The organism is Coleofasciculus sp. F4-SAH-05, assembly GCF_040222985.1.
Lineage (GTDB): Bacteria > Cyanobacteriota > Cyanobacteriia > Cyanobacteriales > Coleofasciculaceae > Coleofasciculus > Coleofasciculus chthonoplastes.
This window is the reverse complement of record NZ_JAVKBY010000283.1, coordinates 1-17,071: the sequence shown is the minus strand read 5'-3', so window position 1 is coordinate 17,071 and position 17,071 is coordinate 1. Positions and strand designations below refer to the sequence as shown.

Sequence of the window (17,071 nt, the reverse complement as noted above, 5' to 3'; positions counted from 1 at the left end):
GCGGGAAATGTCAGTAGTGAGACGGTTAAGCGTTACATTGAAAATCAGAAGACCAGATAGTTTGGTCATCTCCGTACCTCCGATGACCCGCCTTATATCCCACACCTAAAAGGATGTGGGTTTTACGGCGTTTCTATAAGCAGGATTCATCGGGGCGGGTTTAGTTGCATCTGGGTCAAAAAGAGACAATAGTAGTGAAACCCGCCCCTACACCCCTCAAAACTTACAATTAAAACGATATATACACAACCGATGCTATCGGACTTGATATGACTGGTAAACCTAATTTTCCTGGCATGAACCCCTACCTGGAACGACCGGACATTTGGCCCGAAATCCATTACGGGTTGATTAGTGGGCTAATGAGAACCCTCAACCCAGTACTTAACCCCAAATATCGGGCGGCTGTCGATAAGCGGGTTTACCTGGATTCTGTTTTAGTTGGTATTCCTGATACAACGGTGATTCAGCAAACGCCTAATCGCACTACAACCTCTACCTCAGCCGCCGTTTTGAGCCAGCCTGAGCGTGTGGCGATACCCATGCTCGAAGAAGTCACCGAACGCTTTTTGGAAATTCGCGAAGTGGCTACCCGCAAGGTTATTACGGTTATTGAAGTGCTATCGCCCAAGAATAAACGATCCGGCGAAGGGCGATCGCAGTATCTCAAAAAACGTCAAACGTTACTCAGCAGCCAAACCCATTTAGTCGAAATTGATTTGCTCAGGAGTGGTGAATCCATGCCTGTGCAAGGTGGATGTAAAGCCGACTACCAAATCTTAGTCAGTCGAGCCGATGAAAGACCCGCTGCAGAACGGTATCCCTTTTATTTGCGGGAGCCAATCCCCGTATTTTTATTACCCCTGAGCGCCGCAGACGTTGAACCGGCGATCGATTTGGCTGCCTTACTTGAACAAGCCTATCAGGAAGCCGCCCTTGACTTGGTGGTTGACTATTCGATGCCGCTAGAACCCGCCTTGAATGAAGATGATATGGCTTGGCTCGATACCTTACGCTAAGTAGTCAGACACCATTCAAGTTGAGCATAAGGACAAGGGAAGAAGAAACGGAAAATAGTCAAAATTTGACATTGTTTAATATTTCTTAGTACAACAAACATCATTGTTCCCCACTTCAATCCTAGAAATAGTAGAGCGAGTTAATTCAGTGCCGAGGCAATCCGCCTTGGCATTTTTCTGCAACATTATATGACATAAAACGCCTATTTATTGGAGTTTTATGGTTCATCTTTGGTTCATCAGATTTTGGAACTAAAGATGAGCCACAAAAACGATAATTATCTTGCCCGTCTGGAACAAATCCGGTGGGGTAAGTATCCCCAATGCCCCTATTGCCAATCAACTCATTCTCGACGCTTAAAAAAGGAACGCCGATATCAATGTAACGAATGCTTTACTTCATATAGCGTTACAGTTGGGACTCTGTTTCACAAAACTCATGTTGACTTAGAAAAATGGGTTCTGGCAATTTATCTGGTTCTCAATCCCCCCGAACGGATCAGTGTGCGTCAGTTAGCGAAAAAGATTGGAGTCAATAAGAATACCGCCTCCTATATGATTACCCGGATTCGTCAGGCAATGACTCAAGAGGCGGACTTGCTGCAGCGACTTGTGGAAATAGAGTTTGAGTGATACCAAGTTGCAGTCTAAGGTAGAATCTGTCATGCTGAGTGGAGTCCGGAGCGAAGCGGAGGAACGAAACGAAGCATCTGCAGAACCCTAAATTAAACCCATTTGAGTTCCCTCCTTCCTCCCGGTTCCCTCCCCTTGATCAGGGGAGGGTTAGGGTGGGGTTTGTCTAAAGGTATTAGAGATTTGTTAACTTAATCGGTTAACTCTTTTTGGGAATGTCTAAGGAAGAAAGGTATTTAGACAGCGATTCTCCCAATAGTTCTTCGGGTGTCTTTTTTTTATCGGGTTTTTTAGCCGTAAATCCACCAAAAAACCAAACCCAAAGCGAAGCATAGAGGAATAGGATGAAAAATGGTGACAGCATAATCGTTAACGGTAGATAACCCTAATCAAACTAATCCCAGAGATAGGTAAGACGGAGAGTACCATCTTGAACTGCCTCTGCGACTACTGACGGTTAGGAAACTTTCCTTACATCCAAGTGTAAGACTGTGTGCCGAAAAAGTCTCGACCGCTAACTGGGACAGTAGAGACGCGCCATGGCGCGTCTCTACAGGGTTTGGGGGGGGATGTCAATCTAATTCTATCGGTTATATGGCATGACTATAGAGCAAGGTTCTCCCGATAATATTGTGTGCATTTTTTGAGATATGATGACTAACAATTTGCTGAATTTTCTGATGCAAATGTTTTTCGGTATCTTTAAGGCTTGCCAAAAATGTCAGTAATCGTTGTTTATCTAATAGCGGTAAGTCCCTGAGCAATTCTTCAGCTTCCTCTAACATTCGCTCTTGTGCCTCTGGCATTAAGTTTATCCAGTTGGAATACAATAGGTTGCGTTCGACAATCGCCAGCTTCCATTGATATTCGGGCATGATGCTTGTCCCACTTAATCATTTGCTATCTGTCGATCATCCTAAGTGAAAGACTATGAAGAAATGGCAAAGATGGCTGTTTCGATTGTAAAAAGATTGTAAATCTAGCATCCAGGTAGGGCAGGGCGGGTTTTGGACAACCGTTGTCGGTGATGTGCCGATAGGTTAGTCCCTAAACCCGCCCCGACAATTGTCTTATCCCATCGCATCCCCTACTGATTTTCCGCCATCGCCTTGGTGCGAGCTTGAAATCCCGCCGCCTTCAGCCTGTCAACCATACCTTCATAATCTTGTACCCAGTATTTAGGATCAAAGCGCACAAATTGGCTCTGATTTAACGCCCCAACCCTAGCGATAACTGGCACTTTTTGCGGTTTCCTCTCCCCAGATTGTTCTTGCAAAATCGATTGGAGACGTTTCAGGGTGGCTGTGTCCACGCTCTGGGGGGTTAGTTCCACGATAATCATTTGTGCTTTTTCAATCGGTTCGACGTCTTCAATAATCATCTGAATTTTCTCATCTCGTTCATCCGCCTTACCCCAAACAATTAGACGGGCATCTTTTTCAATTAAGGAACTAATCCGCTCAAACGTTTTCGGAAAAATAACGCCATCGGCTTGACCGGTGAGATCTTCCATTTGCACAAATGCCATGCGCTCGCCACTTGTTTTGGTAACGTGAAATTTTACCTCAGTCAGCATCACGATGACACTCAGAATGCTGCGTTTGCTTTGATCGCCTAATTCGTTGAGATTAATCGGAGTTAGCACCTGATTGGCGACTTGATGCACAGCTTTGAGAGGGTGATCCGAGACATAGAAGCCGAGCAATTCTTTTTCTTGCTGTAGCTTTTCTTGCGCCGAGAAATCCTCAACCTTCGGGGTTTTCGGGGCGGATTTCCAGGCATTATTCCGTTCACTGTTATTTGTATCCGCGTCTTCTAAGACATCAAAAATATTAATTTGACCACTCTGTCGATCCTTGGCTCGATCTTGCCCCCAACTAATTAGCACCTCTAAATCGTTAATTAGTTGTTTGCGATTGGATTCGAGGCGATCGAACGCCCCGGAGTAAATCAGGGATTCTAGGGCGCGACGATTCACAACTCGTAAATCCACGCGATCGCAAAAATCGGCTAATGACTGAAAATCCCCGTCCTTTTCCCGTTGGTGGAGAATAGTCTCAATCGCCCCCTCGCCTAAATTGCGGATTGCTGAGAATCCGAATAAGATTTTGCCAGAGACTGGGGTAAAATCGACGTGCGATCGGTTAATATCCGGCTGCAAGACATCGATGCCCATGGTGGTACAGGTGGCGATGTATTTCTGCACCTTATCCTGATTCCCACTACTGGCTGTCAGCAGCGCCGTCATGTACTCTACCGGATAATTGGCTTTCAGAAACGCCGTCTGATAGGTAACATAGGCATACGCTGTCGAGTGGGACTTGTTAAAGCAATTGGACGCCACCGAGCCATTGAAGAGCAGAAAATTATGGTCGCGCTCGACGCCAATGTCATAGACTGGTTGAGTACCCAAGGGTTTACGACCGATAATTTTAACCACGTTTAGAACTCCTTAATCGTTTCCAAATTGCGCTGACATGCTAAGAGCCGGAATTGTGGGATTGCCCAACGTAGGCAAATCAACCTTATTTAACGCCCTCGTCGCCAATGCGAAAGCAGATGCGGCGAATTTTCCCTTCTGCACGATTGAGCCGAATGTTGGGGTTGTCGCTGTACCCGATGAACGGTTGTCTGTGCTGGCGAAGATTTCCACCTCTGAACAAATTGTGCCAACTCGGATTGAGTTTGTCGATATTGCTGGATTGGTGAAGGGGGCGAGTAAAGGGGAGGGGCTCGGTAACCAGTTTTTAGCCAATATCCGGGAAGTGGATGCCATTGTCCATGTGGTGCGCTGTTTTGATGATGAGAATATTATCCATGTTTCCGGTTCCGTTGATCCAGTACGTGACATTGATGTGATTAATTTGGAATTGGCGTTAGCGGATTTAGCCCAAGTAGAACGCCGCATGGAACGCACCCGCAAGCAGGCGAAAACCAGTAAAGAGGCGCAGTTGGAACTGGAAGCCTTGGAAACGTTGAGTGGGGGATTGAATGAAGGTAAATCGGCACGGAATATTAGTTTAACCGAAGACGAAGCCGAGGCGGTGAAGCCGTTAGGATTATTGAGTGCGAAACCGATTATTTATGCGGCGAATGTGTCAGAGGATGATTTAGCCTCTGGGAATGAATGGGTGGAACAAGTGCGCCAAGTGGCAACGTCTGAAGCGGCAGAAGTCGTGGTGGTTTCAGCCCAAGTGGAGTCAGAATTAGTTGAGTTACCCGAAGATGAACGGGGCGATTTCTTGGAGTCGTTAGGTGTGGAAGAAGGGGGATTAAAATCCTTAATTCGGGCTACATACAACTTATTAGGATTACGCACCTTTTTAACCACCGGACCAAAAGAAACCCGGGCTTGGACAATTACAGCCGGAATGAAAGCACCCCAAGCGGCGGGTACGATTCATACGGATTTTGAGCGGGGGTTTATTCGGGCGGAAACGGTTGGTTATGATGATTTAGTCACGTCTGGATCAATGAATGCGGCGAAAGATAAAGGATTAGTGCGGGCGGAAGGGAAAGAGTATGTGGTGCAAGAAGGCGATGTGATGCTATTTCGGTTTAATGTTTAAACCGGGTGCGGAACCGTAGGGGCGTAGGTTGTGCGCTCTTGAAAATCGTGATTAATCCCGATCATCGGGGGTACATTTAAGATAACCCAGGCGCGATCGCACTCCCTCATCCACCACCCAAACGGCACAATCACATCTAGGGATGGCCACCCTGGTAAATACTGCTCGCCTCTTAAGCCAGAAAATACCAAAGGCGCGATCGCACTCCCTCATCCACCACCCAAACGGCACAATCACATCTAGGGATGGCCACCCTGGTAAATACTGCTCGCCGAGACCAATTAAAAATAACCGGTAAGTGCGCCAGACTCGTCTGAGTCCCAAGACATCACCTTGACGTTGTAATAGGTTTCGATCCAAACCTTAGCACCACATCTGGGACGATCCGGACGATAAACCACACGGCATCCTCCCGGTATTTCCACTTCATGACCATAAACATTCGTTTTGCTGCTCTTTTCGGTAGCCTCTTCCTGAGATCCAATCAGCGACCTTGGGTCGCCCCACTTCTTCACCGTAATCACCGGCTGGCGTAAGTCGTGTTGTTGATTGGAGCGAATTCTCTGTGTATTAACGTGAATAATCGTTTTCGCTGGCTTTCGGGGATTGCGCCAACGAGGCTGCGGACCTCTTTTACCCGGTGTAATCAGCGGTTTGCCATTAAATAGAGGCATTAACCACATTTTCCCAGTCTTGTAAGCCCCTTCCACTCTGCCAGCAATCAGCAGAACTCTCAGTCGAGCCGTAGAGATATTTAAAAGTTGAGCCGCTTGTGTTGTACCGACGATCATCTTAGCTATAAGGAATTCGTAATAGTTTTGAGTAAGGTAATAATATACCATATACAGTATAGTTTACCATACCAGCCCCCAGCCAAGGATACCCGTCACCCGATCGCCCTAGGGGAAATTGAAACTAACCGATGGGCGATCGCATTCTTGGGAGTTGGTTATAACCGAAGGCAGAAATTAAACGGTTTTGCTCATGCGATCGCAACTCCCAACAACTCCCAATTGAGTTGATGATAATCCAGAACCCCTAGAGCGTCGGTCAAGTATTGCTAGAAACCGGGTTTCTCGTTAGGATGACAACGCCATATCAACCTTTGAACCAAAGAAACCCGGTTTCTTGACCGATGTCCTAGGGGCGTAGGTTGTGCGCCCTTGAAAACCGTGGTTAATTTCGATAGCTGGGGTACATTTAAAATAACCCAAGTGCGATCGCGCCTTACCCTAATCCACCGGGAAACCCGTATAATAATTGAACTCTCTGGTGTCCCTATCCGCTATTTTTGTATTATACCCAACAACAGTAACGATGAAAAATCTCTGGAATCCTCAAGCAGCCAGTCACTATCAAAGTGACTTAGAACTCAGAGTTTATACATCCCGTCTCTTAGGCAAAGATCCATCTTTAGTTTTGCATGGCGGCGGCAATACGTCGGTTAAAATCACCGAAAAAAACTTAGTTGGAGAACCAGAAGACATTCTTTATGTCAAAGGGAGTGGTTGGGATTTAGCCACAATTCAGAAAGAAGGGTTTGCTCCCGTGAGAATGGCTCATCTGTTGAAATTAGCAAAACTGCCAACATTATCTGATTCTCAGATGGTCAATGAGTTGAAAACTCAGATGACTGTTGCTACAGCCCCTTCTCCTTCCGTTGAAACTATTCTCCATGCCATTTTACCCTACAAATACGTGGATCATACCCATGCCGATGGGATTGTCACCATTACCAATACTCCCAACGGTTTCCAGCGAATTCAGGAAATTTATGGGGATAACGTTGTGATCATTCCCTATATTATGCCCGGATTTGATTTAGCCAGACTCTGCGGAGAGAAATTCCCCCTAGAAGCCGGAGAAAATACCATCGGCATGGTGTTGATGAATCATGGTATTTTTTCCTTTGGGGATACCGCTAAAGAGTCTTATGACCGAATGATTTCACTGGTTAGTGCAGCCGAAGACTATTTAAATAACCATAACGCTTATTCTCCGTCTCCCAGTAGTGTTTGGACAGAAAAGCCTTTAGCTACACCCTTAGCCAAATTACGGCATCAGCTTTCCATAAAAGCCGGATTTCCGGTTATTTTATCCAGTGATCAAGCGCCTAAATATATGGCGTTTGCCCAACGAGACGATATTGCCGTAATTTCTCAACAAGGTCCAGCGACACCCGATCATGTGATTCGCACCAAGCGTCTGCCTTTAATCGGTCAAGATATTGACGCCTATAGTCAAGCTTATCAAGACTATTTCCAAACCTATTCTAGTCCTGACCATACTATATTAGATCCGATTCCCCGAGTTATTCTTGATCCGGAATTAGGACTCTGTACCGTGGGCAAAACCATTAAAGCCGCCAATATTGTGGCTGATATCTATGATCATACTATTGATGTGATCGAAACGGCGACCAACTTAGAGGAATATAAACCCCTATCCGCCCAAGATATCTTTGCCGTCGAATATTGGGAATTAGAACAAGCCAAATTAAACAAAGCAGGCAAAGAACCCGCCTTCACCGGGGAAATTGCCTTAGTTACAGGCGCCGCGTCGGGTATTGGTAAAGCCTGTGTAGACTCTCTCTTGCAACGAGGTGCTGCTGTTGTGGGTTTAGATATAAATAAGGATATTGAAACCCTCTATAATTGTCCTGAATTTTTCGGCATAACCTGTGATGTCACCGATGAAACCGCCATTACTCAAGCTCTCGAAAAAGCGATTCGTAAGTTTGGCGGCTTAGATATCTTAATCCTCAATGCGGGCATCTTTACAGCCGGTTGTCCGATTAAAGACTTATCAACCCAAGACTGGCGCAAGGTTCTCAATATTAACTTAGATGCTAACTTAATTTTAATGCGAGAAAGTCATCCCTTTTTAAAATTAGCCCCCAAAGGTGGTCGAGTTGTCGTCATTGGCTCAAAAAATGTCTATGCCCCTGGAGTGGGCGCTGCTGCCTATTCAGCGTCTAAAGCGGCATTAAATCAATTGACACGGGTGGCGGCTTTGGAATGGAGTCAAGATAAAATTCGGATCAATTCTGTACATCCGAATGCCGTTTTTGATACCGGAATTTGGACAGAAGAGGTATTAAAGTCTCGTGCGGCTGCTTATGGGTTAACCGTAGACGAGTATAAAACCAATAATCTGCTCAAGGTTGAAATAACTAGCCATGATGTCGCCGAACTAGCCGTAGAACTCTGTGGTGATTTATTCAGTAAAACAACAGTGGCGAATATTCCCATTGATGGCGGCAATGAACGAGTGATTTAGAGTATGAGATTGGAGGCTTTCGCCCCATTCACTAATTCAAGTATTCCCCGAAACCGGGTTTATCATAAAAATAACAACTCTCCTATCAGCATTTCATTTTCATAACCCGGTTTATTGGGTTCTTCCGGACTTAGTGTGCTAAAGTATCAGTTTTAATGGTTCATAAACCTTGCAACACAAGGACTGTAGCGCCTCAGTCCATCAAAATGACTTGAAATATGAAAAGAAATGGCTAAACTGAAGTTCCCCCAGCCAAAAAATCTTGCACTGCCTCACTGTGCGGCTTTGCGCGATTTTTTAGACGTTCGGCGAGCGCTCAGTCGAGCCGCCGCCCTACTTATGTACAATCGCTGAAACCTTGATTTAGCGTGGGTTTCAACCAATCTCTTGTCATATTGCAAAAATACCGCGATACGTTCTCTCCGGAACAGGCTCCGCCAACGCGGTATTTTTGCAAGTGCTACTTATGTACGATTTTTTAGGGTTTTAGTGTTCAAACCATTACGGTATAAGGCTTTAGCCTGGGTGCAGTACATCTGTATGGGGGGAACTTCAGTTTAATCGCTGAAAATTAGGACTTACGCAAAGCCTCTATTCGTAGGGTGCGTTAGCGTAGCGTAACGCACCTTTATCCCCATAAGTGGTGTTGCTGTGTAAGTCCTGAAAATTTCAGGGTACAAGGCGTTGAAAATGTCGGATCGCACAACCTGCGCCCCTACTCTTTCAATGCCGTTAGCAAAAACGCGATCGCGCCAAACAACTTATCTAAATCTGTAATCGCGATTCGGGTTTTCTCTTTGGTAAAAACATCCCCCACAAGCCGCCCCATTTGCCATAATTCTCCATCGGTAACAATACCATAAACAGGTTGTGTTTCATTCTGGTTCATCTTCTGGGCGGCAATTAACTCCGCAAGACATTGCCCCCACCCTTCAATAAAGTTATTCTGTTTGGCTTCAACGACGACGACAAGCGGTAAACCCAGTATGGTTTTTCCGAGTTCTGATTTGGTTGATATCAAATAATCCGGTGTGCCTGTGAGTTTATGATCATAAGTAATGGATTTATGACTCCAGAGTGTATAGTTGTCAACAAAACTTTTATAGACTTCTCTTAAGATTGGATAAATAACATTCTCACAACGAGAGGCTTCAGATGTAAAAACATCTATATTTTCTAGATTAAATTCAAATTCGTTACGGAAATTATCTGAAGGTTTCAAGTCAATATATGAAATAAAGCTCTCTTCTGCATACTTGATGTTATAGTCTTGTTGAACTTGAGCCAGGGATTTGAAGTCTGTAAATGCCATAGGTTGTCTACCACTTTTTCACGACTTTTATTTTTTATATTTTCTTATCCCCCAGGGTAAAGGTGCGTTACGCAAGCGCTAACGCACCCTACTGACGATTCCTGTGCTGGTGTCTAAGATGCTAAATACGGTGATATCGTTACTGGCAATATAGGGTAAGGCTTGGTTATCCTCACCTAGGATATCGGTCAAGAAACCGGGTTTCTTGGGGTTAAAGGTTGATATTGCGTTGTCATCCTGACGAGAAACCCGGTTTCTAGGAATACTTGACCGACGCTCTAGTAAGGGTGCAATGGTTGGCATTATCGGTTCTAAGCCCGGGATTTTGTTTCAATCAGTTAGAGTTAGATTCCCTCAACGTCTTGACGTAATGCGGCAATAATCTTTGTATTCGCCTTGGGAAACGGAAACTGGTCAATTTCCTCTAGGGTTACCCAACGGATTTCATCACATTCTAGGGCTTGGGGGACACCTGAGAGATGACGACAGTGATGGACAATCAACGTCACCCGAAAATGGCTATAGGCATGATCAACCGTGATTACGCGATCGCCTACCTCGATCTCAATTCCCAATTCTTCCCGAATTTCCCGCTTAATACAGTCTGCCACAGTTTCATCCGGCTCAATTTTGCCGCCAGGAAACTCCCATAATCCACCCAATAACCCCTGTGCAGGGCGGCGGTCAATTAAAATTTGTCCTTGATTGTTCCAAATCACGGCAACACCAATGATTTTGTGAGATAAGGGGGTAGAGGCTTCACACATGGGTAACTGAGATGCAATACCTAGATTGTACGCCTTCTACAGATGAAATCGGCAGCCCAGCGAATGAGCCTGCCGATTTTCGATTTCGTCCCAATTATCCTATTTCCTATAGATGACTTTCTTTGCTTCTGCCTTCTTAATCTAGCCAGCATCTGCGCCAGAGGAATCGGTCTTTTGCAACGATTTTTCAAATGTCATGCGTTGTTCAGCTTTGCGTAGGAAATAACCACTAACCATTGCTGAGGCTAACAAACGTCCTATATTCTCGCGGCTAGTATTGATGGTGACATCAAAATGGTCTGAAGGCATATTACCCAACAATCCCATCACATTACGTTCCATGACATCAAACACATCAGTCGAGGTGGGTTTGGATAAATGGGAAACGGTTTCTGGACTCAACGATTGTACGTACTCCCACAAATGATTATTGTCTCCATTGCCTTCAAAAAATTCTGGGACGCGATCAGATTTGTTGTTCACCGTTTACCTCCGAGCAATAGCTCTCTATCATTCATCTAACTTAACAAGGCATAATCGATAATCAGGTAGGTGGAACCGAACCTATCCTATTGGGTTGTCCCACAAAACATAAACAGGACTTACGCAGCGACACCACTTATGGGGGCTTGCGGTGCGTTACGCTAGGCTAACGCACCCTACAGATAGAGGCTGTGCGTAAGTCCTAATAAAGCGAATCAGATAAGATATAAGACCAACTAACTCACCGCAATATATTCACGCATATCGGCTTGGCGCTTGCGAAGCTTAGACAGCGCTTCCCGTTCAATTTGGCGGACTCGTTCCCGGCTGATTTTGAGTTGATCGCCAATCTTGGCGAGTGTCATGGGTTGACCATCGACTAGACCAAAGCGTAGCATTAACACTTCACGTTGCTGCTCGGTTAAATCCGCCATTAACTTCTCCAGATCGACTTGCATGGCTGAATAGGTGGCAAAATCTTCGGGTGAAGGTCCGCTATCTTCCAGGAGTTCTCCGAGTTCCGTATCTTGATTATCGCCGACTCGTAGATCTAACGACAGAGGTTGACGCGCTTTCTCCAGGTACTCCCGGACTTGCTTGGGTGTCAGGTCTAATTCTGTCGCCAATTCCGATATGGTGGCGGCACGCCCTAGCGTCTGGGAGAGTTGGCGCTGGGCTTTTTTGATTTTGTTCAGCTTTTCGGTGATGTGGATCGGTAAGCGAATTGTTCGTCCTTTCTCCGCGATCGCACGGGTAATCGCTTGGCGAATCCACCAGTAGGCGTAGGTGGAGAAACGATACCCTTTTGTTGGGTCAAATTTTTCCACACCCCGTTGCATGCCAATCGTACCTTCCTGAATCAAGTCCAGCAAGTCTACATTGCGCTTGATATATTTCTTGGCGACGGAAACCACTAGACGTAAATTGGCTTCCACCATTTTGCGCTTAGCCGTTTGACCCGCCCGAATACACGCTTGTAATTCCGCTTCCGATAGGGACGAGGCTTTCGCCCACTCACACAGCGTTGGTTCGTAACCCAATTGTTCAAACAGCGACTCTTTGGTTTGCTCTAAGGCATTTAAACGCTGGACTTGCTTTCCGTATAATATCTCTTGCTCGTGGGTCAACAGGGGTACACGACCAATTTCTTGGAGGTAAGTGCGGACAAGGTCTGTAGAGGTCTGAGCAGTTTTCATAGCGATCGCTATATCTATATTATGAGTGCAGTTCAAGCAACTAAGCTCCTTTTCAGGAGGGTTCACCTCAGGCTGGGATGAACCTTTCTCTCATAGAGAATCGTTAAGTTTTATTTCAATAGGGGGAAATAGATTGATTAAAAAACTCGAAATGTGTATGACTGGGTGAGTTAAAGCCCCCATCTATAACCCAGATTTAGAATTGGCTATCTATCCGATTTGTTTTTAGCTCTGCTTATTGCATACGTTATATCTGACACTATCTAACACTTCGTTAAAAATTGTAACATATCTTAATCAAAAGCCGTCCATTTAGAGCAGGGGGAGATGGGGAAGATGGGGGAGCTGGGGGAGCAGAGGGAGCTGGGGGAGCAGGGGAAGCAGAGGGAGCAGAGGACGAATGACAAATGACAAATGACAAATGACAAATGACAAATGACAAATGACAAATGACAAATGACAAATGACGAAGGACAAATGACTCAAAACATCTGGATTGCCCGACACGGAAATCGCCTCGACTTTGTTAACCTTGACTGGTTTAACACAGCAGAACGTCCTTATGATCCCCCGTTATCGGACGATGGCGTTGGTCAAGCGCGGGAGTTAGGTCAACGGTTACGCGGGGAGAGGATTAAGCACATTTTTGCCTCACCGTTTTTGCGAACGGTACAAACCGCGAACCAAATTGCTCAGATTTTGGACTTACCAATTAAGATAGAGGCGGGTTTGAGTGAATGGCTGAATCCGGAATGGATCAAAGCAGAGCCAGAACGACTGTCTGTTGAGGAATTACAACAGCGTTTTCCCTGTATTGATTCGGGTTATACCTCCCGCGTCATCCCTCAGTATCCAGAAACAAATGAGAACGTGCTAGAACGCACCGCTCAAACAGCTCACCTGCTGACCAAAGAATTCGCAGAGGATATCTTATTAGTGGGTCATGGCGCTTCGGTCGTCGGTGCGACTTGGGGATTAATACCAGGTCAACCTGAAGTGAATGCGGCGTTATGCTGTTTAGTTAAACTTGTGCGTTATGAAGAAAAATGGGTGATGGAACTTAACGGGGATACCTCTCACCTCAGTCAAACTGAGAAGGTAATTCGATTTCATTAAAGTATAAGATTCTATGACATTAATACTGGCAGGAGATATCGGCGGGACTAAAACAATTTTGCGACTGGTGGAGGATTTAGACTCGGAATCCTTGTCGGTTCTCCATGAAGCCCGTTATCCTAGCCGTGATTTCCCTGACTTAGTACCAATCGTCCAGACATTTGTCTCAGAAGCCGGACAGAAGCTGCAGCGGAAACTGACCATTGAAAAAGCCTGTTTTGCGATCGCAGGTCCTGTAGTCAACGATACCTCCAATCTGACCAATTTGGCGTGGGTGTTGGACGCTAGACGCTTAGAGGAGGAACTCGCGATCGCTAAAATCGCTCTGCTCAATGATTTTGCGGCGGTTGGCTACGGGATTCTTGGTTTAGAGGCGGATGATTTATGTACCCTACAACAGGTTAATCCTCAATCTGATGCGCCAATTGCGGTACTCGGTGCGGGTACAGGTTTAGGACAAGGATTTCTGATTCAGAACCAAGACAGGTATCAGGTTTTCGCTTCCGAAGGCGGACATGGGGATTTTGCCCCCCGCACTGAACTGGAATTCCAACTGTTACAATATTTACGCGAGAAGTACGATATCCAGCGCATTTCCGCCGAACGAGTCGTTTCCGGTCAAGGAATTGTCGCCGTTTACCAGTTTTTGCGCGATCGGCAATTTGCCCAGGAATCTCCAGAAATTGCCCAAGTCGTTAGAACCTGGGAACGGGAAATGGGACGCAGTGAGAAAAGCGTTGATCCGGCGGCGGAGATTTCTCAAGCCGCGTTGCAAAAGAGCGACCATCTCAGTGAACAGACCTTAAAAATGTTTGTGGAAGCATACGGTGCTGAAGCCGGGAATCTAGCACTTAAACTCTTACCCTACGGTGGGCTATATATTGCTGGCGGGATTGCGGCTAAGATTTTGCCCTTGATGCAGGATAATAGTTTTTTGCGAACCTTTACGGAAAAAGGTCGGGTTAGTCCCCTGCTGGAAAAGGTTCCGGTTCATATTGTGACCAATCCCCAGGTTGGGCTAATTGGTGCAGCAATATGCGCCTCTCGATTGTAAATTGCTTGGAATGATTTTGGTTGTTGCGATCGCACAGAAACCAGAGAAGCAGGAGAAGCCATGTAGAGACGTGCCATGGCGCGTCTTTGATCAGGGGAGACTTGTGGCACAACAGAGTTAAACTATTGTCAATCCTGAACTTAGGTTAATAGCACTGAAAAGCGTGCATTTTGGGAGCGCCAAAACCCTTAATCTACCGTAGGGTGGGTTGAGCGAAGTCGAAACCCACCAGCATACCAGTCAGTGACATTCAACTTAGGTTAAAATCTAAGCCTGATCAGCAAACAATCTGTTATTCGAGAAAACAAACGTTTGACGATTAGTGTTTCACCTGAGAAAACAGGATAAATTGTACTTACAGTAGGCTTTAGGATAGCGACAGCAATAATCATGAATCAGCGCGGTGTAACAATATGGTTCACAGGTCTAAGTGGTGCGGGTAAAACCACGATTACCCAAGCATTAGCCAAAACCTTGCAAGACAAGGAGTGTAAGCTAGAAGTCTTAGATGGCGACATTGTTCGTCAGAATCTCACCAAAGGCTTGGGCTTTAGCAAAGAAGACCGCGACGAGAATATCCGTCGCATTGGGTTTGTGTCTCACCTACTGACCCGTAATGGTGTAATCGTTTTGGTATCGGCTATCTCGCCCTACCGGGTAATTCGAGAAGAGGTACGCCAAAAAGTTGGTGATTTTCTAGAAGTTTATGTTAATGCTCCCCTGGCAACTTGTGAAGAACGAGATGTCAAGGGATTATATAAACGCGCCCGCGCTGGAGAAATTCTAGGGTTTACCGGAATTGACGATCCTTACGAACCGCCACTTAACCCAGAAGTAGAATGCCGCACTGATCAGGAGGAGTTATCGGAGAGTGTCGCCAAAGTGCTACAAAAACTGGAAGAATTAGGTTATCTGCCAAAGCAGCTTGCGGTAGAAGGCGCTTAGAGATTGCTAAGTCAGTCCAGTAATCCCAATCAGCCCTCTCAAGACGCTAACAATTAACCTAACAGTTAAACCGTGGGGAAGAGGGAGAGTTTTGTGTAGGGGCGGGTTTCACGATTATCGTTTTTTATCTCATCCCAAGGTAACTAAACCCGCCCCGACCGAATAGTCTGTTACGTCTGGAATTCCTTTTTTCCTTGTCTCCCTGCACAGCCGTATCCCAGCTCCCCCTTTTCTATGAAACTCATGATGACTCGGATTTTTTTAGGTGTTGGCGCCCTGTTCGGCGGTTTATCTGTCGCCGCTGGAGCCTTTGCTTCTCATGCTTTGAGAGAAAAACTGAGTGAACGGGCGTTGGACATTTTTGAAACGGGTAGTCGTTATCAAATTTATCATTCCATAGCGTTGCTCATTGTGGCATTGCTGCTTTCTCGCGCTGAAACTCCCTCATCTCCCCTCATCGCCGCCGGAATCGCTTTTATTGTGGGCATCGCTATTTTTTCCGGCAGTCTATACGCCCTGAGTTTAAGTGGCATTAAATGGCTGGGTGCAATTACTCCATTGGGGGGAGTCGCTTTTATTCTGGGATGGGGATGTTTAGCGATCGCGGCGTGGAATTTTAAATAACGAACCAGATTTTCAGAATAATCGTAAGCAGTCTATAACTATATCACATTCTGTGCTTATTTGTTATTTTCCATGAACGCAAGCCATCGTGTAAATTGGCGGAAAAGCCCTATGGTGACAACATTCCAACCGTAGGGGATTCGCTGCCCAACTTTTAAAATCAGGGGCTAGTCGAATCATCTTTTGCAAGATTGTATCATCGATCCACAAAACAAGTGGAAAAGGAAACTGTTTGCGAAACTCTTCACGCACCAGATTAGTCGCACTCAAGACTTGATCAACAGCAACCACCGAATCAAGACCAAAGACAACGACAGCCGGAGGTGGTGGTTCATCCACGGCTGTGCGTATTGCCGTAAACAGAGTATCCACGGAGGGAGGCAGCATCACACCCTGAATAGGAAGTGCAGAGAATTCTTGTAACTGGTTTAATACGGATAATGGTTGGGGTGAAAACTTGCAGCACACCAAAATCAGGGCAAAATGACCTTGGGACATAATGATTGCTCTGGCAAGCTTTCTCAGGGATTGTCCGTTATTGGCGTTGAAAGCTTGTGCTTCTATATTAGTCATAGGAAGATGCTGACAGTTTTTCCTAATTTGAATGCTTGGATTCTATCTAAGTTTTCCTTAGTAATTATTTGTATTTTTAAATAAAAAATTCATCCAACTTCCTAACTTCTAATAAATCTTAGGGGATGAGTGAGTATGAACCGATAGAGGACAACAAGGTGTCGGTCTCCCAATCCGTTCAATTGTAATAAAAATTAACAATTCCATCCAGTTCAGATTTTCTGAGCTAGGGCGGACGTCTTTAGTGCAGCATGGCTCTAAATAGCTGACCAGCTAATCTCCCCAGTTCCCCCGCACCTGGAACCCTCCTACTCCTTCTTGTTTCCCCCTCTTGTCACCCTCCTGAACCTTTCCACTCATGTGACATCCTCCCACACCAAATCGAAGATTATGGTGTGGGCTTCCAAACCTCACGATTTGGCATTCCTAGTTTTTCTCTTACGAGGTTTCGCCTCTGACCTAGATGAAGTTATCTCCATCCCCGGCAGACCGACTACATAG

20 protein-coding genes and 1 pseudogene are annotated in these 17,071 nt (G+C 45.7%); 10 read left to right on the top strand and 11 right to left on the bottom strand.

The annotated features are described in order from the left end of the window. The first annotated feature begins 269 nt into the window (after positions 1-269). Both RIG27_RS34395 and RIG27_RS34390 read left to right on the top strand, forming a co-directional pair. On the top strand, positions 270-1,019 hold the full coding sequence (locus RIG27_RS34395; RefSeq protein ID WP_446351494.1) for a DUF4058 family protein: 750 nt from the start codon (positions 270-272) through the stop codon (positions 1,017-1,019). A 258-nt stretch (positions 1,020-1,277) separates the two neighbouring features. Further along, entirely contained in the window at positions 1,278-1,652 is a 375-nt protein-coding gene (locus tag RIG27_RS34390; RefSeq protein ID WP_446351493.1) for a transposase, read from the top strand. 199 nt (positions 1,653-1,851) lie between these two features. Here RIG27_RS34390 and RIG27_RS34385 read toward each other — a convergent pair whose 3' ends face one another. From RIG27_RS34385 to RIG27_RS34375, 3 genes are all read right to left on the bottom strand, one after another. Next, positions 1,852-2,016: a hypothetical protein gene (locus RIG27_RS34385; RefSeq protein WP_006102093.1), complete on the bottom strand. Its 165-nt coding sequence runs from the start codon at positions 2,014-2,016 to the stop codon at positions 1,852-1,854. Positions 2,017-2,242: 226 nt separating this feature from the next. Beyond that, a complete protein-coding gene (locus RIG27_RS34380) occupies positions 2,243-2,527 on the bottom strand; it encodes a hypothetical protein (RefSeq protein WP_446341841.1) in 285 nt (94 codons plus the stop codon). 212 nt (positions 2,528-2,739) lie between these two features. Further along, entirely contained in the window at positions 2,740-4,092 is a 1,353-nt protein-coding gene (locus tag RIG27_RS34375; protein WP_446351492.1) for a helix-hairpin-helix domain-containing protein, read from the bottom strand. A gap of 37 nt (positions 4,093-4,129) precedes the next feature. On the opposite strand from RIG27_RS34375, the gene ychF reads away from it, so the two are divergent. Next, positions 4,130-5,221: a redox-regulated ATPase YchF gene (gene ychF / locus RIG27_RS34370; RefSeq protein ID WP_446351491.1), complete on the top strand. Its 1,092-nt coding sequence runs from the start codon at positions 4,130-4,132 to the stop codon at positions 5,219-5,221. Between the two features lie 281 nt (positions 5,222-5,502). Here the strand turns inward: ychF and RIG27_RS34365 are convergent, their stop codons facing one another. Then, positions 5,503-6,012: a DNA-binding protein gene (locus tag RIG27_RS34365; RefSeq protein ID WP_446351490.1), complete on the bottom strand. Its 510-nt coding sequence runs from the start codon at positions 6,010-6,012 to the stop codon at positions 5,503-5,505. Between the two features lie 27 nt (positions 6,013-6,039). Between RIG27_RS34365 and RIG27_RS34360 the strand changes: the two genes are divergently transcribed. From RIG27_RS34360 to RIG27_RS34350, 3 genes are all read left to right on the top strand, one after another. Further along, positions 6,040-6,243 carry a hypothetical protein gene (locus RIG27_RS34360; RefSeq protein ID WP_446351489.1) on the top strand — a complete coding sequence of 68 codons (204 nt, stop codon included), beginning with the start codon at positions 6,040-6,042 and terminating at the stop codon, positions 6,241-6,243. 295 nt (positions 6,244-6,538) lie between these two features. Continuing rightward, on the top strand, positions 6,539-8,500 hold the full coding sequence (locus tag RIG27_RS34355; RefSeq protein WP_446351488.1) for a bifunctional aldolase/short-chain dehydrogenase: 1,962 nt from the start codon (positions 6,539-6,541) through the stop codon (positions 8,498-8,500). Between the two features lie 228 nt (positions 8,501-8,728). Continuing rightward, on the top strand, positions 8,729-8,854 hold the full coding sequence (locus RIG27_RS34350; RefSeq protein WP_446351487.1) for a hypothetical protein: 126 nt from the start codon (positions 8,729-8,731) through the stop codon (positions 8,852-8,854). Between the two features lie 361 nt (positions 8,855-9,215). Here RIG27_RS34350 and RIG27_RS34345 read toward each other — a convergent pair whose 3' ends face one another. From RIG27_RS34345 to RIG27_RS34320, 6 genes and pseudogenes are all read right to left on the bottom strand, one after another. Next, complete coding sequence (locus RIG27_RS34345; protein WP_446351486.1) at positions 9,216-9,812, bottom strand: hypothetical protein; 597 nt, start codon at positions 9,810-9,812, stop codon at positions 9,216-9,218. A gap of 78 nt (positions 9,813-9,890) precedes the next feature. Further along, on the bottom strand, positions 9,891-10,115 hold the full coding sequence (locus RIG27_RS34340; protein WP_446351497.1) for a hypothetical protein: 225 nt from the start codon (positions 10,113-10,115) through the stop codon (positions 9,891-9,893). A gap of 41 nt (positions 10,116-10,156) precedes the next feature. Then, a pseudogene (mutT, locus tag RIG27_RS34335) lies at positions 10,157-10,615 on the bottom strand (8-oxo-dGTP diphosphatase MutT); the annotation flags it as partial. Between the two features lie 105 nt (positions 10,616-10,720). Next, positions 10,721-11,062, bottom strand: a complete 342-nt coding sequence (locus RIG27_RS34330) for a DUF760 domain-containing protein (protein WP_446351485.1) — start codon at positions 11,060-11,062, stop codon at positions 10,721-10,723. Positions 11,063-11,298: 236 nt separating this feature from the next. After that, positions 11,299-12,258 carry an RNA polymerase sigma factor, RpoD/SigA family gene (locus RIG27_RS34325; RefSeq protein ID WP_446351484.1) on the bottom strand — a complete coding sequence of 320 codons (960 nt, stop codon included), beginning with the start codon at positions 12,256-12,258 and terminating at the stop codon, positions 11,299-11,301. 312 nt (positions 12,259-12,570) lie between these two features. After that, positions 12,571-12,735: a hypothetical protein gene (locus RIG27_RS34320; protein ID WP_446351483.1), complete on the bottom strand. Its 165-nt coding sequence runs from the start codon at positions 12,733-12,735 to the stop codon at positions 12,571-12,573. Between RIG27_RS34320 and RIG27_RS34315 the strand changes: the two genes are divergently transcribed. The 4 genes from RIG27_RS34315 to RIG27_RS34300 all read left to right on the top strand — a co-directional run bounded on the left by RIG27_RS34315 (position 12,736) and on the right by RIG27_RS34300 (position 15,997). Beyond that, complete coding sequence (locus RIG27_RS34315) at positions 12,736-13,374, top strand: histidine phosphatase family protein (RefSeq protein ID WP_446351496.1); 639 nt, start codon at positions 12,736-12,738, stop codon at positions 13,372-13,374. It abuts the gene before it with no gap. A 13-nt stretch (positions 13,375-13,387) separates the two neighbouring features. Continuing rightward, a complete protein-coding gene (locus tag RIG27_RS34310; RefSeq protein WP_446351482.1) occupies positions 13,388-14,428 on the top strand; it encodes a glucokinase in 1,041 nt (346 codons plus the stop codon). Positions 14,429-14,818: 390 nt separating this feature from the next. Then, positions 14,819-15,373, top strand: coding sequence for an adenylyl-sulfate kinase (gene cysC, locus RIG27_RS34305; protein ID WP_446351481.1), 555 nt, complete (start codon positions 14,819-14,821; stop codon positions 15,371-15,373). Between the two features lie 246 nt (positions 15,374-15,619). Further along, positions 15,620-15,997 carry a DUF423 domain-containing protein gene (locus RIG27_RS34300; protein WP_446351495.1) on the top strand — a complete coding sequence of 126 codons (378 nt, stop codon included), beginning with the start codon at positions 15,620-15,622 and terminating at the stop codon, positions 15,995-15,997. Positions 15,998-16,060: 63 nt separating this feature from the next. On the opposite strand, the gene RIG27_RS34295 is transcribed toward RIG27_RS34300, so the two are convergent. Next, a complete protein-coding gene (locus RIG27_RS34295) occupies positions 16,061-16,570 on the bottom strand; it encodes a hypothetical protein (protein WP_446351480.1) in 510 nt (169 codons plus the stop codon). Positions 16,571-17,071 lie beyond the last annotated feature (501 nt).

Bases quoted from the DNA above. Each gene is read 5' to 3' on its own strand.
- RIG27_RS34395 (WP_446351494.1), top strand. From the start codon at position 270: ATGACTGGTAAACCTAATTTTCCTGGCATGAACCCCTACCTGGAACGA.
- RIG27_RS34390 (WP_446351493.1), top strand. From the start codon at position 1,278: ATGAGCCACAAAAACGATAATTATCTTGCCCGTCTGGAACAAATCCGG.
- RIG27_RS34385 (WP_006102093.1), bottom strand. From the start codon at position 2,016: ATGCTGTCACCATTTTTCATCCTATTCCTCTATGCTTCGCTTTGGGTT.
- RIG27_RS34380 (WP_446341841.1), bottom strand. From the start codon at position 2,527: ATGCCCGAATATCAATGGAAGCTGGCGATTGTCGAACGCAACCTATTG.
- ychF (WP_446351491.1), top strand. From the start codon at position 4,130: ATGCTAAGAGCCGGAATTGTGGGATTGCCCAACGTAGGCAAATCAACC.
- RIG27_RS34365 (WP_446351490.1), bottom strand. From the start codon at position 6,012: ATGATCGTCGGTACAACACAAGCGGCTCAACTTTTAAATATCTCTACG.
- RIG27_RS34355 (WP_446351488.1), top strand. From the start codon at position 6,539: ATGAAAAATCTCTGGAATCCTCAAGCAGCCAGTCACTATCAAAGTGAC.
- RIG27_RS34350 (WP_446351487.1), top strand. From the start codon at position 8,729: ATGGCTAAACTGAAGTTCCCCCAGCCAAAAAATCTTGCACTGCCTCAC.
- RIG27_RS34345 (WP_446351486.1), bottom strand. From the start codon at position 9,812: ATGGCATTTACAGACTTCAAATCCCTGGCTCAAGTTCAACAAGACTAT.
- RIG27_RS34340 (WP_446351497.1), bottom strand. From the start codon at position 10,115: ATGCCAACCATTGCACCCTTACTAGAGCGTCGGTCAAGTATTCCTAGA.
- RIG27_RS34325 (WP_446351484.1), bottom strand. From the start codon at position 12,258: ATGAAAACTGCTCAGACCTCTACAGACCTTGTCCGCACTTACCTCCAA.
- RIG27_RS34315 (WP_446351496.1), top strand. From the start codon at position 12,736: ATGACTCAAAACATCTGGATTGCCCGACACGGAAATCGCCTCGACTTT.
- RIG27_RS34310 (WP_446351482.1), top strand. From the start codon at position 13,388: ATGACATTAATACTGGCAGGAGATATCGGCGGGACTAAAACAATTTTG.
- cysC (WP_446351481.1), top strand. From the start codon at position 14,819: ATGAATCAGCGCGGTGTAACAATATGGTTCACAGGTCTAAGTGGTGCG.
- RIG27_RS34300 (WP_446351495.1), top strand. From the start codon at position 15,620: ATGACTCGGATTTTTTTAGGTGTTGGCGCCCTGTTCGGCGGTTTATCT.
- RIG27_RS34295 (WP_446351480.1), bottom strand. From the start codon at position 16,570: ATGACTAATATAGAAGCACAAGCTTTCAACGCCAATAACGGACAATCC.